The organism is Streptomyces sp. E-08 (assembly GCF_049913095.1).
In the GTDB taxonomy this organism is placed as follows: Bacteria; Actinomycetota; Actinomycetes; order Streptomycetales; family Streptomycetaceae; genus Streptomyces.
This window is the reverse complement of record NZ_CP183971.1, coordinates 7,095,047-7,111,787: the sequence shown is the minus strand read 5'-3', so window position 1 is coordinate 7,111,787 and position 16,741 is coordinate 7,095,047. Positions and strand designations below refer to the sequence as shown.

8 protein-coding genes are annotated in these 16,741 nt (G+C 74.4%); 6 read left to right on the top strand and 2 right to left on the bottom strand.

Annotated elements, in window-relative coordinates:
* Positions 1-208: 208 nt before the first annotated feature.
* The 3 genes from ACN9MM_RS32685 (at position 209) to ACN9MM_RS32675 (ending at position 6,478) form a co-directional block, all read left to right on the top strand.
* Positions 209-1,075: a GNAT family N-acetyltransferase gene (locus ACN9MM_RS32685; RefSeq protein ID WP_426367319.1), complete on the top strand. Its 867-nt coding sequence runs from the start codon at positions 209-211 to the stop codon at positions 1,073-1,075.
* Between the two features lie 441 nt (positions 1,076-1,516).
* Positions 1,517-3,319 (top strand): S8 family serine peptidase, encoded by a 1,803-nt coding sequence (locus tag ACN9MM_RS32680; RefSeq protein ID WP_426367318.1) that lies wholly within the window; start codon positions 1,517-1,519, stop codon positions 3,317-3,319.
* A 225-nt stretch (positions 3,320-3,544) separates the two neighbouring features.
* On the top strand, positions 3,545-6,478 hold the full coding sequence (locus ACN9MM_RS32675) for an AAA family ATPase (protein ID WP_426367317.1): 2,934 nt from the start codon (positions 3,545-3,547) through the stop codon (positions 6,476-6,478).
* Between the two features lie 182 nt (positions 6,479-6,660).
* Here ACN9MM_RS32675 and rox read toward each other — a convergent pair whose 3' ends face one another.
* Positions 6,661-8,088: a rifampin monooxygenase gene (gene rox, locus ACN9MM_RS32670; RefSeq protein WP_426367316.1), complete on the bottom strand. Its 1,428-nt coding sequence runs from the start codon at positions 8,086-8,088 to the stop codon at positions 6,661-6,663.
* A 168-nt stretch (positions 8,089-8,256) separates the two neighbouring features.
* Complete coding sequence (locus ACN9MM_RS32665) at positions 8,257-9,066, bottom strand: caspase family protein (protein WP_426367315.1); 810 nt, start codon at positions 9,064-9,066, stop codon at positions 8,257-8,259.
* 107 nt (positions 9,067-9,173) lie between these two features.
* Between ACN9MM_RS32665 and ACN9MM_RS32660 the strand changes: the two genes are divergently transcribed.
* The 3 genes from ACN9MM_RS32660 to ACN9MM_RS32650 all read left to right on the top strand — a co-directional run bounded on the left by ACN9MM_RS32660 (position 9,174) and on the right by ACN9MM_RS32650 (position 16,598).
* Positions 9,174-10,067, top strand: a complete 894-nt coding sequence (locus tag ACN9MM_RS32660) for a DNA/RNA non-specific endonuclease (RefSeq protein WP_426367314.1) — start codon at positions 9,174-9,176, stop codon at positions 10,065-10,067.
* A 167-nt stretch (positions 10,068-10,234) separates the two neighbouring features.
* On the top strand, positions 10,235-15,586 hold the full coding sequence (locus ACN9MM_RS32655; RefSeq protein ID WP_426367313.1) for a trypsin-like peptidase domain-containing protein: 5,352 nt from the start codon (positions 10,235-10,237) through the stop codon (positions 15,584-15,586).
* Positions 15,525-16,598, top strand: coding sequence for a trypsin-like serine peptidase (locus ACN9MM_RS32650; protein WP_426367312.1), 1,074 nt, complete (start codon positions 15,525-15,527; stop codon positions 16,596-16,598). The genes ACN9MM_RS32655 and ACN9MM_RS32650 overlap by 62 nt, the downstream gene beginning before the upstream one ends.
* Positions 16,599-16,741: the final 143 nt, after the last annotated feature.

Here is a 16,741-nt window from a genome sequence, read left to right as displayed (position 1 = left end):
GGCGCTGCGCACCACGGGCAGGCGCCGGCCCGGCGAGACGGGCGCAGGGGCGTCGGCCGACGGGCGGACCCGCCGCCCGACAGTCCCGCGGCCGAAAGCGATCGGTCCCGGGGCCGCGCGGAGCCGGGCGGCGTTATGCTCGGCGCGGTTTGCCCGGGTTCCTGACCGTCCGGGCGTTCGCCCGCCCCCCGGCCGTCGAAGGACACCCATGACCTCCGTCTCCTCCGGTTCGCTGTCCGTCTCCTCCGCCACGCCGCAGGAGTGGGCGCTCGTGCGGTCCTGGGCCGCCGAGGAGGGGTGGAATCCCGGACTCTCCGACGTCCCGGCGTTCTTCGCGCAGGACCCCGCCGGCTTCTTCCTCGGCCGGGTCGACGGGGAGCCGGTCTCCGCCATCTCGGTCGTCACCTACGACGCCGCCTACGCCTTCCTCGGCTTCTACCTCGTCCGCCCCGACCTCCGCGGCCTCGGGCACGGCCTCGCCACGTGGCGCGCCGCGCTCGCCCACGCGGGCGGCCGGACCGTGGGGCTCGACGGGGTGCCCGCGCAGCAGGACAACTACCGTCGCTCCGGCTTCCGCCCGGCCCACCGCACCGCGCGGTACGTGGGCGAGGTCCCGGCCCCCGACCGCCTGGCGACCGGACTGGTGGCGGCCGGGCGGGCGAACCGGGCGGCCCTCGCCGCGTACGACGCCGTCTGCCACCACGCCGACCGGCCCCGGTTCCTGGACACCTGGCTGTCCACGCCCGGCCATCGGGCGCTGGCCCGTGTCGTCGACGGTCGTCTGACCGGATACGGGGTGGTTCGTCCCGCCGAGGACGAGGCGCGTGTGGGGCCGTTGTTCGCGGACACCCCGGCGGACGCGGCGGCCCTGCTCGACGGGCTCGCCGCCGAGGCCCGGGGGTTCGGCGCGGACCGGATCGCGGTCGACATGCCGGAGTCGAATCCGGCGGCGGCCGCGCTGGCCCTGGAGCGCGGTCTGGAGCCGACGTTCGAGACGGCCCGGATGTACACGGGCCCGGTCCGCCCGGTGGCCGGGGAGCGCGTCTTCGGCGTCACCACGCTCGAACTCGGCTGACCTCCCCTCGAACCGGAGCGCCACGGGGCCCCGCGCGCGTCGCCCCCGACGGCGCCGCATACCCTTGCCCGGCGGGCTCTCCGAGCCCCTCGTGCGGTTCCCTCGACCCCTCCCCTCAAGGGACCCCCGCCGCCCGGTGAGGGGTGACAAGGGTTTTCCCCGTATCGGGTTCACCACCCCGTTCCCTACTGTCCTCCGCACCGGCAGATATCATCCCCCGAGCGCACCCTGACAGGTGCATGCGGAGGGGGTGCCGTCCGCCGGGGACGGCCTTGACCCGGGCCGTCGCGCCGGTGGCGGCGCACGGGCCCCCCAAGCCCAGGGAACGACGGACGCGACCCCACTTCGCCCCGTGCGTCCCGCGCCGCCGCCACTGCTCCGCAGTTACGTCGTACTCGAAAGGGCCACACCTTGAACGGTTCCAGGCGGAGAGTCATATCCGTGGTCGCGAGCGCCGCGATCCTCGGTGCCGCTGCCATGACCTCCGGGGCGTTCGCCGCCGCCCCGGTCGCTGCCACCCCGAAGCCGGTTCCGGCTTCGCAGACGATGCGGGCGCTTCCCAGCGCCCCCGTCGAGAAGGTGATCGTCACCTACAAGACCCGGACCGCCGAGGCCGGTTCCAACACCGCCGCGAAGAGCGACACGGCCGAGAAGGCCGCGAAGACGGGCGAGAAGCTCTCCTTCGAGCGCCGCCTCGCCGGCGGTGGCGCCCTCGTCGACCTGGGCGGGAAGGCGACCAAGCAGGACGTGACCGAGGTCATCGACGCGTTCCGCGCCGACCCGGCCGTCGCCTCGGTCGAGCCCGACATCCGCGCCTACGCGATGGCGGTCACCCCCGACGACACCGACTACGCCAAGCAGTGGGACCTCTTCGAGCCCACCGGTGGCATGAACGTTCCCGCAGCCTGGGACAGGACGACCGGCTCCGGCGTCACCGTCGCCGTCATCGACACCGGCTACGCCGCCCACTCGGACGTGGCGGGCAACATCGTCGCCGGCTACGACTTCATCTCGACCTCCGCCGACGCCCGCGACGGCAACGGCCGCGACGCGGACCCGAAGGACGAGGGCGACTGGAACGCCACCGCCGGCGAGTGCGGCACCGGCTCCACCGCCTCCAACTCCTCCTGGCACGGCACCCACGTGGCCGGCACCATCGCCGCGACCACGAACAACACCAAGGGCATCGCGGGCATCGCGTACAACGCGAAGATCCAGCCCGTGCGGGTGCTCGGCAAGTGCGGCGGCTCGTCCTCCGACATCGCCGACGCCATCACCTGGGCCTCCGGCGGCACCGTGCCCGGCGTCCCGGCCAACGCGAACCCGGCGAAGGTCATCAACCTGAGCCTGGGCGGCGCCAGCTCCACCTGCCCGAGCGTCTACCAGACCGCGATCAACGGCGCCGTCTCGCGCGGTACCACCGTCGTCGTCGCCGCGGGCAACAGCAACGCCAACGCCTCCGGCTTCACCCCCGCGAACTGCTCCAACGTCATCACCGTGGCGTCGACCAGCCGTGAGGGCAACCGGTCGTACTACTCCAACTACGGCACCATCGTGGACGTGGCCGCGCCCGGCGGCGAGACCCGTCGCTCGACGGACACGCCCGGTACCGTCACCACCCCCGAGAACGGCATCTACTCCACGCTGAACTCGGGTCTGACGACCCAGTCGACCGAGACGTACAAGCCCTACCAGGGCACCTCGATGGCGGCGCCGCACATCGCCGGCCTCGCCGCCCTCCTGAAGTCGGCCAAGAGCACCCTCACCCCGGCCGAGATCGAGTCCGCGATCAAGACCAACGCCCGTCCGCTGCCCGGCACCTGCACCGGCGGCTGCGGCACCGGCATCGCCGACTCCGCGAAGTCCGTGAACGCGGTCCTCGACACGACCCCGCCGACCGGCACCGTCTTCACCAACGCGACGGACGTGCAGATCCCGGACAACACCACCGTGTCGTCCTCGATCGCCGTCACCGGCCGCGCGGGCAACGCCCCCGCCGCCCTCAAGGTCGGCGTGGACATCAAGCACACCTGGCGCGGGGACCTGGTCGTCGACCTGGTCGCCCCCGACGGCACGGTGCGCAACCTGAAGGCCTCCTCCTCCTCGGACAGCGCCGACAACGTCCTCACCACGTACACCGTCGACGCGTCGAGCGAGGTCGCCAACGGCACGTGGAAGCTCCAGGTCCGCGATGTGGCCACGGGTGACACCGGCTACATCGACTCGTGGAGCCTCACCTTCTGACGCACCACCGCACCACCTCTGAACCACCCCCCACATCAGCATCATTGCTGGTCAGCGACGCGCCCGTGGTCTACACCACTGGCGCGTCCTGGCGTTGTGGGGACACGCACCCACGAAGCCGCTGTCCGAATGCCGGACAAGGGGCCTGGACTGTGCCGGTGGGCTCCGTATCCTCTGCGCACGGGGTTCATGGGCCGGGCCCCGAGGGGCCGGAGGTGGTGGACAGTGACGACAGCGCCACAGAGCCCTGCCCCGGTGGGCCGGCAGGAGCTCCTCACCCGGCTCGAACGCGCCCTCCACACCCGGGGCCGCGCCCTGCTCACCGGACCCGCGGGCGTCGGCAAGACCGAGGTCGCCCTCGCCGAGGCGGCCCGCGCGGAGGCGCGCGGCGAGACCGTCCTGTGGCTCGCGACCCTGCCGTCCGACCGCGAGATACCCGGGGCGGCCGCCGCCGCTCTCGTCGCCTCGGTCGCGGCGACCGTCACCTGGCCGGGCCTCGGCACCGGCGGACCCGCCGTCGAACCCTCCGCGCCCGGGACGCCCGGGGCGTCCCCCGGCGGAGCCCTCGGGGTGCTCGACTCGGGGGTGCTCGCCTCCGGGGTCTTCGACCAGCTGCCGGGCCCCCAACGCACCGCCGTCGCCATGCTCTGCCGCGAGGCGCCGATCGACGCGGGCGGCTGGGACCCGATCGCGCTGCGCCTCGGCATCGCCAGGATCCTGCGCGCCCTGACCTGCCGGGGTCCCGTCCTGCTCGTCGTCGACGGGGTCCAGCACGTCGACGCGGACAGCGCGGACCTGCTCCGCTTCGCCCTCCACCTGGCCCCGCCCGCACTGCGGGTCGTGGCGGTGGAGACCCCCGAGCCGTACGCCGAGACCCACGAGCCGTACCGCGACAGCCACCGCCCCGACGACCCGCACGCCGCGCACCTCTGGGTGCCCTCGGAGGCGGACGTGCTGCGCGTCCCGCCGCTGCACGCCGACGAGATCGCCGAACTCCTCATCCACCACCGGCTGCCCTCCCGGATGGCCGGCCGCATCCACCGCGCGAGCGGCGGCAATCCGCGGCTGGCACTCGCCGTGGGCCGCTCGCTCGCCGACGCGCGGACCCCGGTGCACCACGCCGAGGCACTGACGCTCTCCGGGCGCGCCCGCGACCTCGCCCGCCAGCTCCTGGGCGCCGCGCCCCCAGCCGTACGCGAGACGCTGCTGCTCGCCGCCCTCGCGCTGCGCCCCTCGGCCACGCTGGTGCGGCGCGCCGGACGGCCCACGGCGGAGGCGGACCTCGCCGCGGCCGAACGAGCCGATCTGGTCTCGCTCTCCGAGGACGGCTCGGTGACCTTCACCGCCGGGCTGCTGCCCTCCACCCTGGTGCACGACGCTTGCTGGGCCGAGCGGAGCGCCGGGCACGCGGCGCTGGCCGAAGTCGTGGACGATCCCGTCGAGGCCGTACGGCACCGGGCGCTGGCCACCGAGCGGCCGGACGAGGAGCTCGCCGCCGAGGTCGCGGCCGCCGCCGACCTGGCCCGGCGGCGCGGGAACAGCGCGCTCGCCGCCGAACTGGCCCTGCTGGCCGCCGAGTCGACACCGGGACGGCACGGCACGCGGCGGATCGCGCGGCTCGTCGACGCCGCCGAGGAGGCCGCCCGCGCCGCCCGCGCCGACCTCGCGATGCGGGCCGCCACCGATCTGCTCGCCCGGGACGCGGTGCCGTCCGACCGGGTCAGGGCGCGGCTCGCCGTGCTCGACACCGCGGGGCAGGGGCTGACCGGGCTCGACGAGATGTACGTCCACGCCATGGAGGACTCCGAGGGCGACACCGCCCTGCGGGCCGCCGTGCAGCTGCGTCTCGCCGTCAAGTACGTGCTCGCGGACGGTGATCCGGAGCGCTCGCGCACGGCCGCGGTCGAATCGGCCGCACTGGCCGCCTCGATGGGCGATCCCCGGCTCGCGGCGCAGGCCCTCACCGTGCAGGCGCGGATGGAGCGGGCCCTCGGCGCGCCGGATGCCGAGGCCGTGCTCGCCCAGGCCCGCGGTCTGGAGCTGGCCGAGCGTCCGCTCGGAATCCGCAACGCCGCACAGATCCTGACGATCCGTCACGCCCTCTTCGACGACCGTCTCGGCGACGCGCGGGACGAGCTGAACGCGCTGCTTCCCCTGGTCCAGCGGCGCGGCTCCGTCGAGGACACCATCGAGCTGTTCTCGACGCTCGCCGCGATCGAGTCCCGCAGGGGCGCCTGTGCGGCCGCCCTCGCGCACGCGGGCCAGTCCCTCGCCCTCACCCTGGAGGCGGGCCTCTCCCCCGGCCCCGCCTGGTACACGCTCTCGCTCGCGGAGACGGCGGGCGGCAGCTTCGCGCGGGCCGCGAGCTACGCCCGCCGCAGCGTCCAGGCCTCGGAGGAGGAGGGCGACCGGGTCTTCCTCTCGCGCAGCCGGTACGCGCTCGGCCGCGTCCAGCTGATCAACGGCGACGTCGCCGCCGCCCTGGAGACCCTGCGGCGGGTCCAGGCCGACGAGCGCGCCCAGTCGACGGTGGACCCGTCGATGCTGCGCTGGCACGAGGAGCTGGCCGAGGCGCTGCTCGGCCAGGACGCGGGCGACGAGGCCCTGGCGCTCCTCGCGGAGGTCCGGCCGGTGGCGGAGCGGCTCGGCCGGTCCACGGTCCTGCTGGGCTGCGACCGGGCGTACGCCCTGTGCCTGGCGGCGGAGGGCCGGACCGACGAGGCGGCCGAGCTGCTCACCCGTACGGCGGAGAGCTTCGGCCGGGCCGGTCTTCCGCTGGAGCGGGGGCGAGCGCTGATCGCCCTGGCCCGGGTCGAGCGCCGCCGCCGGCGCCGGTCGGCGGCGCAGAGCGCCCTGCACGAGGCGGCGTCGGTGTTCGAACGGGCCGGGGCGGCCCCGTGGCTGGCCCTGGCGAGCGAGACGCCGGCGGGTGAGGCCGCGGGTCCCGGTGCGGGCGGCGAGGAGTCGGTGTCCGCGCTCGCGTCGCTGACGGAGGCGGAGCTGCGTCTGGCCCGTCTGGTGGGCCAGGGCGCGAGCAACCAGGAGGCGGCGGCGAAGCTGTACCTGAGCGTCAAGACGGTGGAGGCGCGGCTGACCCGCATCTACCAGAAGCTCGACGTCCGCTCCCGCGCCCAGCTGGCGACCGCACTGCGCCCGTAGTTTCGCGGTGTACGACGCACCGCCCACCCGGGCCCCCGGCATCCGCACGACCGGCCCACCCGTCCGCCCCCTGACGGACGACCACCACCCCGAGGCCCCGGACACGGCAGGCCCTTGCCGGAGCGCCCGACGGGCCGGGTCCGGTCTCCCGGATCCGGCCCGTCGGGTCGCCGGCGCGCGGCTCAGGCCCGCGCCGCGCCGAACCAGGCCGTCAGACGGTCGTCGAGTTCGTTCTGGTCCTCGCCGGCCCAGACGACGTGTCCGTCCGGACGCAGCAGTACGGCGGGCGCGTCGAGTTCCTCGCTGACGTCGACGACGTGGTCGACGCGGTCCGACCAGCCGTCCGCCGAGAGCCGCCCGGTCTGGTCGAGGAGCAGGCCGCGGCCGCCGTGCGTCAGCTCGTACAGCCGGCCCTGCTTGAGCGTGACGTCCCGCAGGCGCCGGCCGAGGAGTTCATGGCCCTCGCCCAGGTCGTAGCGGACGTCGACCGCGGTGATCATGCCGGTGATGTACCGGTTGACCTCCTCGAAGTCCATCAGCTTCGAGAACAGTTCCCGCAGCGCGGTCGGGCCGGCCTCGCTGCCGAGGAGCATCATCTGCGCGCGGGTGTTCTCGATCACCCGGGCACCGGCGGGGTGCCGTTCGGCCTCGTACGTGTCGAGCAGTCCCTCCGGCGCCCAGCCGCCGACCGCGGCGGCCAGCTTCCAGCCGAGGTTGAACGCGTCCTGGATGCCGAGGTTGAGGCCCTGGCCGCCGGTCGGCGGGTGGATGTGCGCCGCGTCGCCGGCGAGGAAGACGCGGCCGACGCGGTAGCGCTCGGCCTGCCGGGTGGCGTCGCCGAAGCGGGACAGCCAGCGCGGCGAGTGCACGCCGAAGTCGGTTCCGGCGAAGGCCCGCAGCTGCGCCTTGAAGTCGTCGAGGGTGGCCGGGGTGGCACGGTCCTCGGCGACGCCGTCGGCGGGCACGACGATCCGCCAGCCCCCGTCCCCGAGGGGCGTGAGAGCGAACCGCAGCTGGGTCTTGTTGACCTCCGCGACGGCGGCGGCGACCTTCTCCGGATCCGCCGTCACCTCCATGACGCCGAGGAGCGTCTCGACCGTCGCGGGCTCACCGGGGAACCCCACGCCGAGCAGCTTGCGCACCGTGCTGCGGCCGCCGTCGCACGCGGCGACGTAGCGGGCGCGCAGCTCCGTTCCGTCCGCGAGCCCGACGGTCACCCCGTCCTCGTCCTGGTCGATCCCGACCACGGCGCTGTCGCGCCGGATCTCCGCGCCGAGTTCCCGCGCGCGCTCCTCCAGCAGCCGCTCGGTGTCCGGCTGCGGTGTGGCGAGGCCGTAGGGGTGGGCCGTGTCGAGCCGCTCGGGCCACGCCTTCATCACGCCGCCGAAGAGGCCGCCGACCTGGAACTTCTCGCTGATCGCGGAGAACCGCCCCAGGAGGCCGCGCTGGTCCATCATCTCGACGCTGCGGGCGTGCAGGCCCTGACCCCGGGACTCCCGGGTGGGCTCGGCCAGTTTCTCGAGGACGACCACCCGCACGTCGTGCAGGCGCAGTTCGCTCGCCAGCATCAGGCCGGTCGGTCCGCCGCCGACCACGATCACATCGAACATCTTTACGCCCCGTTTTCCGCAGTTCCTTGCTTCGAACGGAGATTCTGCTGCATGACGGGGGCCTTGCGGCAAGGCCCCCCGTGCGCTATATCTTGAGAGTGGCAAGGAGAGTTCGTTCCTCCTTGCCTTCTTTTGTTTTCCGACTGTTCTCCCCGGGGACCGACGCCCTCAGACCGTGAACGGGCGCTGGTTCAGGAACTCCGGGGCCGGGGTGCCGGTCACGTAGAGGTTCGGGCTCTGGGTCGGGGGCAGCAGGCGCTGGATGTCCCGGTGGAAGGTCCGGTAGTCGCCCCGGAAGGCGCCGTCGTCCCACACCCGGAGCAGGGCCCCGGTGAAGGCTCCGTTCCGGGCGCCGTCGGCGGCGACCTGGTTGTCCTGGCAGGCCGAGACGAGGAGCGCGTCGGGGACCGACCCGTCGGCGGGGGCGTCCTTCGCGAGGCTCCGCCGGAGGTCTTCGAAGTAGGCCCGGTCGCGCGCGTTGAGACTGCGCTGCGTCGGCTCCGGCATGAACCGTCCCTCGCTCTCCCGCGCCGCCCCGCCGGGGAGCTCGATGCTGCTGCCGCTGTGGCAGCAGTCGAAGAGCGCGAGGATCCGTACGTCGTCGGCGAAGGCGCGGAAGGCCTGCTGGACCTCGTCGTCGAGGAACTGGCGGTCGTAGAACACCAGGGTCTCGTCGAGCGCGTCGGGCTCGTCGTCGGGACCGTCGAGGTCGGGGACCTGACCGCCGTGGCCCGAGTAGGTGAGCAGCATGATGTCGCCGGGGACGAGACGGGCGGCGGCCTCGTGGAGCACGGAGGTGACGTTGGCGACCGTGCCGTCGGCGGTGAGCAGGGTGGTGGCCTCGAATCCGGCGGTCCTGGCGAGGCGCGCCATGTCGTGGGCGTCGGCCTCGCAGGCGTTCAGGGTGCCGTCCCAGCCCTCGTACCGGGCGGGGTCGACGCCGTTCAGTCCGACGTGCAGGGAGAGTCCGGTGGCCATGAGGTGCCTCCTCGTGCGGAGCGGAGGGATGGAGGGCCCGGGCGTCTGATCGAGTGGCCTGCGGTCCGGCGCCGAGCGCGACCCTCTCCACGCGGTACCTACATCGTATGAACCCATCCGACGCGCCGCTCCCTCCCGGCCGGCCGACCGTCGCCGAACGCCTGGCCGCCCTGACCGGCCGCACCGGCTACGACGAGGCCTTTCTCGGCCCCGTCGTCCCCCTGGCGCTCCCGGTCCGGGACACCATCGAGACGGTGATCCTGCCGTACACCCACTTCACCGTGGTCTTCCGGCCCGACCGGCGCCTCGCGGCCTCGACCGCGGTGTGCATCGAGGGACGGGAGCTGCTGCTGGACATGCCCCGGGACGATTTCTGGGAGTTCGATCCCCGGCTGCCGGAGGAGCGGCAGGCCGGTCCGGAGATCTACGCGAACAACAGTCTCGACCGGGGGCACCTGGTCCGCCGCCTCGATCCCGTCTGGGGCGACCCGGCGGTGGCGGCCCTGGCGAACGCGGACACCTTCCACTACACCAACGCCGCTCCCCAGGCGGACGTCTTCAACCAGGGCAAGGAGCTCTGGCAGGGCCTGGAGAACTACCTGCTCGACCACGCCGCGGAGTACGACCGGAAGCTGACGGTGCTCACGGGGCCGGTGCTCCAGGACTCCGACCCGCCGTACCGGGGGCTCCAGGTGCCGCTGCGGTTCTGGAAGGTGGCGGCCTTCGTCCAGGACGGGGCGCTCGCCGCCGCCGCGTACGTCCTCGACCAGAGCCCCGACCTGAGCCGGGACGCGGAGCGGGCCCTGGCCGGGGCCCCGGCGGGCGCGCCGCCGCCGCTGGGGCCGTTCCGCACGTACCAGGTGCCGGTCTCGGACGTCGCGGAGATCACCGAGCTGGAGTTCGGGCCGCTGCCGGAGGTGGACGTGATGCCGGTGTACCGCGAGCCGGAGGAACGCTGGCGGCGCCTCGAGTCGTACGCGGACATGGTCCTGCACCCCTGACGCCCGGGCACCCGCCGGGGAGCGATTGCGACCGTCCCGGCCCGGTGAAACCATGATAGGGATCAGCCAGTTCGTCTGGCCTCGACCGGTCACGGCCGGTCACGATTCTCGTCAGGTCCGGCGCCGGAGCGACCGGCGCTGCGCGAAGAGCGCCGGGCAGGTGCGGTATGCCGCTCACCGAGACGGAATGGGGGCTCGTCGCGGGCTGGGTGCGGGACCATCTCCTCGACACCCCCGAGCCCCGGGACCGGTTGCTGCGCGCGGGCCTGCCGGCCGACTTCGTCGAGGACCTGCCGCTCACCCCGGACGCCGACCGGAACGCCCTGCTCGTCGTCGCCGCGGCCCGCCGGGACATCGCCCACCAGCGCCGGCTGCTCTCCGTGCTCGCCGGTCTCGACGCGCTCGCCGCGATCGACGACCCGCACGCCTTCGAGCAGGGCGCCGAGGCCCGGAACCTGCTGACCCGGCTGCGGGAGGACGAGCGGCTGCGCCGCTCGCCCCGCGACCCGTTCGACAGCATGCTCCTGAAGCACGGCACGGAGGTGTTCCTCGACCGGGGCGAGCTGCGCGAGAAGCTCCGGGGCTTCCTGGCCGACCCCGAGCAGACCGTGCTCGTCGTCGACGGGCCGCCGGACAGCGGACGCTCGTACACCTACGAGCTCATCCGCCACCTCGGGCAGCACTGCGACTTCCGGCCGGTACGGGTCACCCTCGGCCGCACCTCGACGGCGGCGCGCCTGATGGAGCGGCTCTGGGCCTTCGTGGCCGGGCCGGAGGGCGACGAGCTGCCGTTGAATCCGACACGGTTGAACGATCCACTGCCCTGTTTCGAGGACGCCGCGCACCGGATCGTCGCCAGGGCGACCGCCGCGGAGGAGCGCTTCTGGCTGGTCCTCGACGACTGCGACCGGCTCGACCCCCACTCGGACGTGTGGGACTGCGTCGGCGTCCTCGCCCGGGCGATCTACGAGCACACCCCGGTCCGCGCCGAGACGGTGCCCCGCCTCGTGCTGCTCGGCTACGCGACGACGATGCGGCAACTCCCTTACGAGGTCCGCAAGAACGAGTGCCGCGACACGACGAGGATCGCCGGCGAGGACGATCTGCGGGCCTTCTTCACGGAGTTCTTCACCGACCACGCCCCCGTCGGGGAGGAGGAGACCGTCCGCGAACTCACGGAGACGGCCGTGGCCGAGGTGTTGCGGGCCGTCGCGTCGCCCTCGCACCCGGACAGCCCCATGCGCCGGCTGTGCACGGCCGTGGAGGACGTCGTACGGCTCCACCGCGCGCTGCCGCCGACGGCACCGCCGCCGGGCGAGGCGGGTCACGTCCTGCGCGACGCCCTGCGGACCGGCCTCGCCGCACCCGCCGACGCGCTGCCCGACCTGCGCAGGTCCTACCGCGAGGCCGCCTGCCTGCTCCAGGAGTTCGACCCCGCACGGCTCCGGCTCACCGGCGAGGAGCGTGCCACGGGGAGGGCCGTCCTGGAGCTGGTCGACGACTGCACGGCGCTGCCGGCGCCCGGGGGCACCGTGTGGACGCTGAAGCCCGAGATCCGCGACGCGACGCTGGCGGGCCTGGCGGGCCCCGGAGCCGCGCTGAGCCTCCTGCGGACCGGGATCGGCCTGCGCCCCGAGGGTCCCGGCCCGGAACGCACGGCCCTGGCCCTCCTGACGGGCGCGGGGCTGCCGCCGGGCGCCGCGGGACCCTACGGCGCCCCGGACGGCGAGGACGAGGTCGAGGTGCTCTCCGACGCGCTGCAGGCCGTCCTCTGGCTGAGCCGGGTGCCGGGGGTGACCGGGCTGCCCGGCGTCGACGAGGTGCAGCACCGGCTGGAGCGGGCCCAGCTCGTCCAGCCGCTGCGGCGTCTCGTCCGGGGGACCTTCCACGGCCGCACCGCCGAACTCGACGCACTGCACGCCTATCTCGCGCTGCCCGAGGAGCCGGCGGAGCCGCCCGTCCTCCTGCACGGCGTCGGCGGCATCGGCAAGAGCACGCTGCTCGCCAGGTTCCTCGTCGACGCGCTCGCCGCCGCCGGCCCCACCGGATTCCCCTTCGCCTACATCGACTTCGCGCGCCCGACGCTCTCCATCCACGAACCCGCCACCGTCATCGCCGAGATGGCCCGGCAGCTCGGCGTCCACCACCCGGAGCACCGCGCCGCCTTCGAGGAGCTCGCGGACGAGTGCGAGCGGACGGCGGCGCTCCAGCGCGGCGAGCGCAACGAGCTCGACGAGCTGTCCCGGCTGGCCGGGACCCGGGCGACGCTCGGCCGCGACTACTCGTCCGACTTCCACGCCCGGGCCAGCGCCCGTGAGCAGGAGCTCGCCCACCGGGTCGCGTCCCTGGTCGCCGAGGCCGTCCGGCCGCCGCCGGGCGACCCGCCCCCGCCGCTGGTCGTGGTCGTCGACTCCTTCGAGGAGGCCCAGTACCGGGGTTCCCCCGTCATCGCCCGCATGTGGGCCGTCTGGACGGCCCTGCGGGCCGCCTACGCGCGGCTTCGGTTCGTGGTCTCCGGGCGCGCGCCGATCGACCACCCGGCCCGGGTCCTCACCCCGCGCACGATGGAGCTCGCCGAGCTGGACCGCGAGGCCTCCGTGGACCTGCTGATGTCCTCCGGGGTGGACGACGAGCCGCTGGCGGAGGACCTGGCCGACCGGATCGGCGGGCATCCGCTGAGCCTCAGGCTCGCGGCCCGGACGGCCGTCGCGCTGGGCACCGGCTCCCGCTCGCTCGGCGAGCTGCTGCGCGGACTTCCGTCCCGGCGGCGTTACTTCGACCACCAGGTCGACCAGATGCTCATCCAGGGCATGCTGTACGACCGGCTGCTCAACCACATCGCGGAGGACGACGTCCGGGCCCTCGTGCAGGCGGGTCTGGCCCTCCGCCTCATCACCCCCGACCTGATCCTGGAGGTCCTCGCGAAGCCCGCGGGGCTGACGGTCGAGAGCGCCGCGGAGGCCCGCGCGCTCTACGGTCTGCTCACGTCCCGGGTCGACCTGATGGAGTCCGCGGGACCGGAGGCCATCCGGCACCGGACCGATCTGCGGGCCATCATGCTGCGCCTCTCGGACAGCGCACGGACGGACCTGATGCGGGCCGTGGACCGCAGGGCCGTCGCCTACTACGCGGCCCGCGAGGGGCCCAGGGAGCGCGCCGAGGAGATCTACCACCGGCTCCGGCTCGGCGAGAACCCCCGTACGGTGGAGGCCCGTTGGGAGCCCGGCGTCGCGTCCTACCTGAGCGGGTCGGCGCACCGCGAGATGCCGCACCGCTCGGCCGCGTTCCTCCTCGGCAGGATCGGCGGCCACGTGCCCGACCAGGTCATGACCGAGGCCGACCAGGAGGACTGGGAGCGGATCGCCGCGCGCGAGGTCGAGGACCTGCTCACCCAGGGGTACGTGGAGGCCGCGGGCCAGCGGCTCGCGGAGCGGCGGCCGTGGACCCCGTGCAGCAGGCTGCACGCGCTGCTCGCCGAGACCCTGGCCCGTTCGGGCCGGACGGCGGAGGCGCGCGCGGGCGCCGAGCGGGCCGTGGACCGGGCGGAGGAGGCGGGCTGCGCGGAGACCCGGCTCGAACTGCTCCAGCTGTCGGCCCGGCTCGCCCAGGACACCGGCGACTTCGCGGCGGCGGAGCGGGACCTCCAGGAGGCGGAGGAGATCGCCGGGGGCCTCGGGCTGCGCCACGAGTCGCTGGGCGTGCTCGTCGCCCGCTCGCGGCTCGCCGCGCTCGCGGACGGTGACGCCGCCCCGGCGGAGGAGCGGCTCGCCCGCACACTGCGCGGCATGCCGGACGCGGACCTGGCCCGGCAGCCGTCCCTCGCCCGTACGGCGGCGGCCACGGCGTGCCGGGCGGACCCGGGGCTCCTGGAGCACACGCTGCGGCTCGTGGGGCTCCCGGCGGACGAGGAGGCGGTGGTCACCGAGCTGGCCCGCTGGATCGACACGACCCTCACCGACGAGCCGGGCCTCCGCGGGCCGCTGACCCGCATCCTGGAGTCCGCCGCCGGCTCCGGGGGCGAGGAGGCTTCCGGTGGCGCCCGTCCGGACCTGGAGCGCATCGAGCGGGACCTGCGGGAGGCGCGGCGCCGCGGCACCCTGGACGGCGTCGCCCGGCAGGCGCTCGCGCTCCGGGACGGCAGCGGGGACCTGCTGCTCGGGGTGGCGTCCGCGATGGACGCGGGCCCGGCCGCGCACACGGCCGTCCCGGCCGGGCCCGGCGCGGAGCAGGGGCCCCGGACCGGTCTGTGGACCCGCCCGCCGCCGAACGCCGCGGGGGCCGCGCTCCGGAAGGTGCCGTACCTGCCGCAGGAGGAGCTGGTCCGGGTCCGCAACGCCGCCATGGAGGCGGGGCTCGCGGACCGGGCCCTGCGCCCGGCGCTGCTCAAGGGCATCCCGGGCTACTTCACGGCCACCCTGGAGCCGCTGGCCGACCCCCGGGAGCAGGCGCACGCCGACCTCAACGCGATGAACCAGGTCGAGCGTCTCCTCGACGGCCTGGTGCCGCTGGAGATCTGGTTGCACAACGCGGTCGAGCAGACCCGTGAGCAGGGCCCGCGCGCCGTCCTGCAGGGCGCCCTGGACGCCGTGGCCCGGGCGATCACGGGCGAGGCGGAGCTGTCGGCGGAGATGATGCCCGGGGAGCTGAAGGAGGAGATCGTCCTCCAGGACGACACCGTGCCGTACGAGTTCCTGCACGGCGGCATCCGGGCCGGTGCCTCCGTCGCGCTGCTGCGGATCCCGCCGTACGAGTCGGGTGCGCCGCTGTTTCCCTCGTATCCGCACGGCGGCACCGGCTGGATGATCGCCCCGGGGCTGCTGATCACCAACCACCATGTGGTGATGGCCCGTTCGTGGGAGTCGGGCGTCCGACCGTACGTGAGCGACGAGGATCTGCGGCTCCAGGCGCTCATGTCGCGCTCCCGCTTCGACTTCGTCGAGAACGCGGCGGCCGCGCCGGAGGCGACGGCGGGCGAGCTCGCGGCCTGGGACGCCGCACTCGACTACGCGATCGTGCGGCTCTCCGCCGACCAGCGGGAGCGGCCGACGCTCCGGATCGCCACCCGGCCGCTGCTCGTCCGCGAGCGGCAGCGCGTCCCGGTGAACATCATCCAGCACCCCGGCGGGCTGCCGAAGCGGGTGGCGCTGCGCAACAACCTGGTCTACCGGGCCGACGAGCACGACATCCTGTACTTCACCGACACCCGGGGCGGTTCCTCGGGCTCCCCGGTCTGCCTCGACGACTGGACGGTGGTCGGGCTGCACCGGGGGACGCGGAAGGTGGACGAGGTCGAGTTCCAGGGCGCCCGGACGCGGTTCGTGAACGTGGGCACCCAGATGAGCGGCATCCTGGCCCATCTCAGGGAGTTCCGGAAGGAGTTGTACGAGGAGATCATGGCGGCCCAGTCGGGGCGGCCGGCCCGGGGGGACGGGGAACGCGAAGCCGAGGTGAGCGAATATGCCGAACGGACCACGGAGCGTGTCGCCGGTGGCGACCGGCGCGGAGCGGATCTTCGGTGACCTGCGGGAGGTCGCCGCGCGGGTGCGCGCGGAGCTGGAGGCGGAGATCGCCGAGTCCGCGCTCGAACTGCCCGCGGACGTGGCCCCGGCGGCCGAGATCTCCCGCTTCGCACGCGAGGAGCGGGCCCGCGTCCTGGAGGCCGGGGTCAGCGGCCTGGAGAAGCTGGCCGGGCACCGCGAGGACGAGCTCGACGGCGACGAGGCCTTCGGCGTGGAGGCGATCGTCCTCCTGGAGGGCCGGCCGGCGATCCTGGTCCAGCGCCAGGACTTCGCCGCGCAGCACGACGAGTGGGCGGTCCTGGAGCCGCAGCGTCCCGCGATCCGGGAGTCCCTCGTACGGGTCGGCCGGGTGGAGGTCACCGGGCATCCCAGCCTGGACTGGATCGGGACGGCCTTCATGGTCGGTCCGCGCACGGTGATGACGAACCGTCACGTGGCGGCGGAGTTCAGCCGTTTCGAGGGCGAGCAGTGGACGCTGGAGTTCGGCATGTCGGCGCGGGTCGACCCGGCGGAGGAGCTGCCCGTCGCGGGCGCGCCGCCCGGGCCCTCGGTGGCGTACGAGATCACCGACGTCATCGGTGTCCACCCCGACGTCGACATGGCGCTGCTCCGCGTCGAGCCCTCGGCGGAGGACGGCCTGCCGACGCCGCTCGCGGTCGCGGCGGACGCGCCGGCGAGCCTGCCGGGCCGCCCGGTGTACGTGATCGGCTACCCGGCCTGGGACGGCCGGCGCAACGAACCCGAGTCGATGCGCCGGATCTTCATGGACGTCTACAACGTGAAGCGCCTCCAGCCGGGCACGGCCACCGAGTTCGTGCCCGGCGGGCTGGTGATGAAGCACGACTGCTCGACACTCGGCGGCAACAGCGGCTCCCCGGTGTTCGACCTCACCGACCACCGGGTCCTCGGACTGCACTTCGGCGGCCGCTACGGCACGGGCAACTTCGCCGTCCCCCTGTGGGAGCTCGTGGACGACCCGCTGCTCGCCAAGGCGGAGGTCAACTGGGTCTGACCTGGGCCCTGTCGTCAAACTCCCGTCGTCGCCCGAAGGGCGGCCCCGCGGCGTCAGGTGCGTGCTCTCGGCGTGCCGGGCGCGAGCCCTCGTACTGGACGTACTCGGGCTTGTGCCCGGTGCGGCGAGAGCGCGTGCATGGC

What these genes read in the sequence shown, in the direction of transcription:
- ACN9MM_RS32660 (WP_426367314.1), top strand. Translation starts at nt 9,174, where the DNA reads ATGAACCCATCCGACGCGCCGCTCCCTCCCGGCCGGCCGACCGTCGCC.
- ACN9MM_RS32655 (WP_426367313.1), top strand. Translation starts at nt 10,235, where the DNA reads ATGCCGCTCACCGAGACGGAATGGGGGCTCGTCGCGGGCTGGGTGCGG.
- ACN9MM_RS32665 (WP_426367315.1), bottom strand. Translation starts at nt 9,066, where the DNA reads ATGGCCACCGGACTCTCCCTGCACGTCGGACTGAACGGCGTCGACCCC.
- rox (WP_426367316.1), bottom strand. Translation starts at nt 8,088, where the DNA reads ATGTTCGATGTGATCGTGGTCGGCGGCGGACCGACCGGCCTGATGCTG.
- ACN9MM_RS32685 (WP_426367319.1), top strand. Translation starts at nt 209, where the DNA reads ATGACCTCCGTCTCCTCCGGTTCGCTGTCCGTCTCCTCCGCCACGCCG.
- ACN9MM_RS32650 (WP_426367312.1), top strand. Translation starts at nt 15,525, where the DNA reads ATGCCGAACGGACCACGGAGCGTGTCGCCGGTGGCGACCGGCGCGGAG.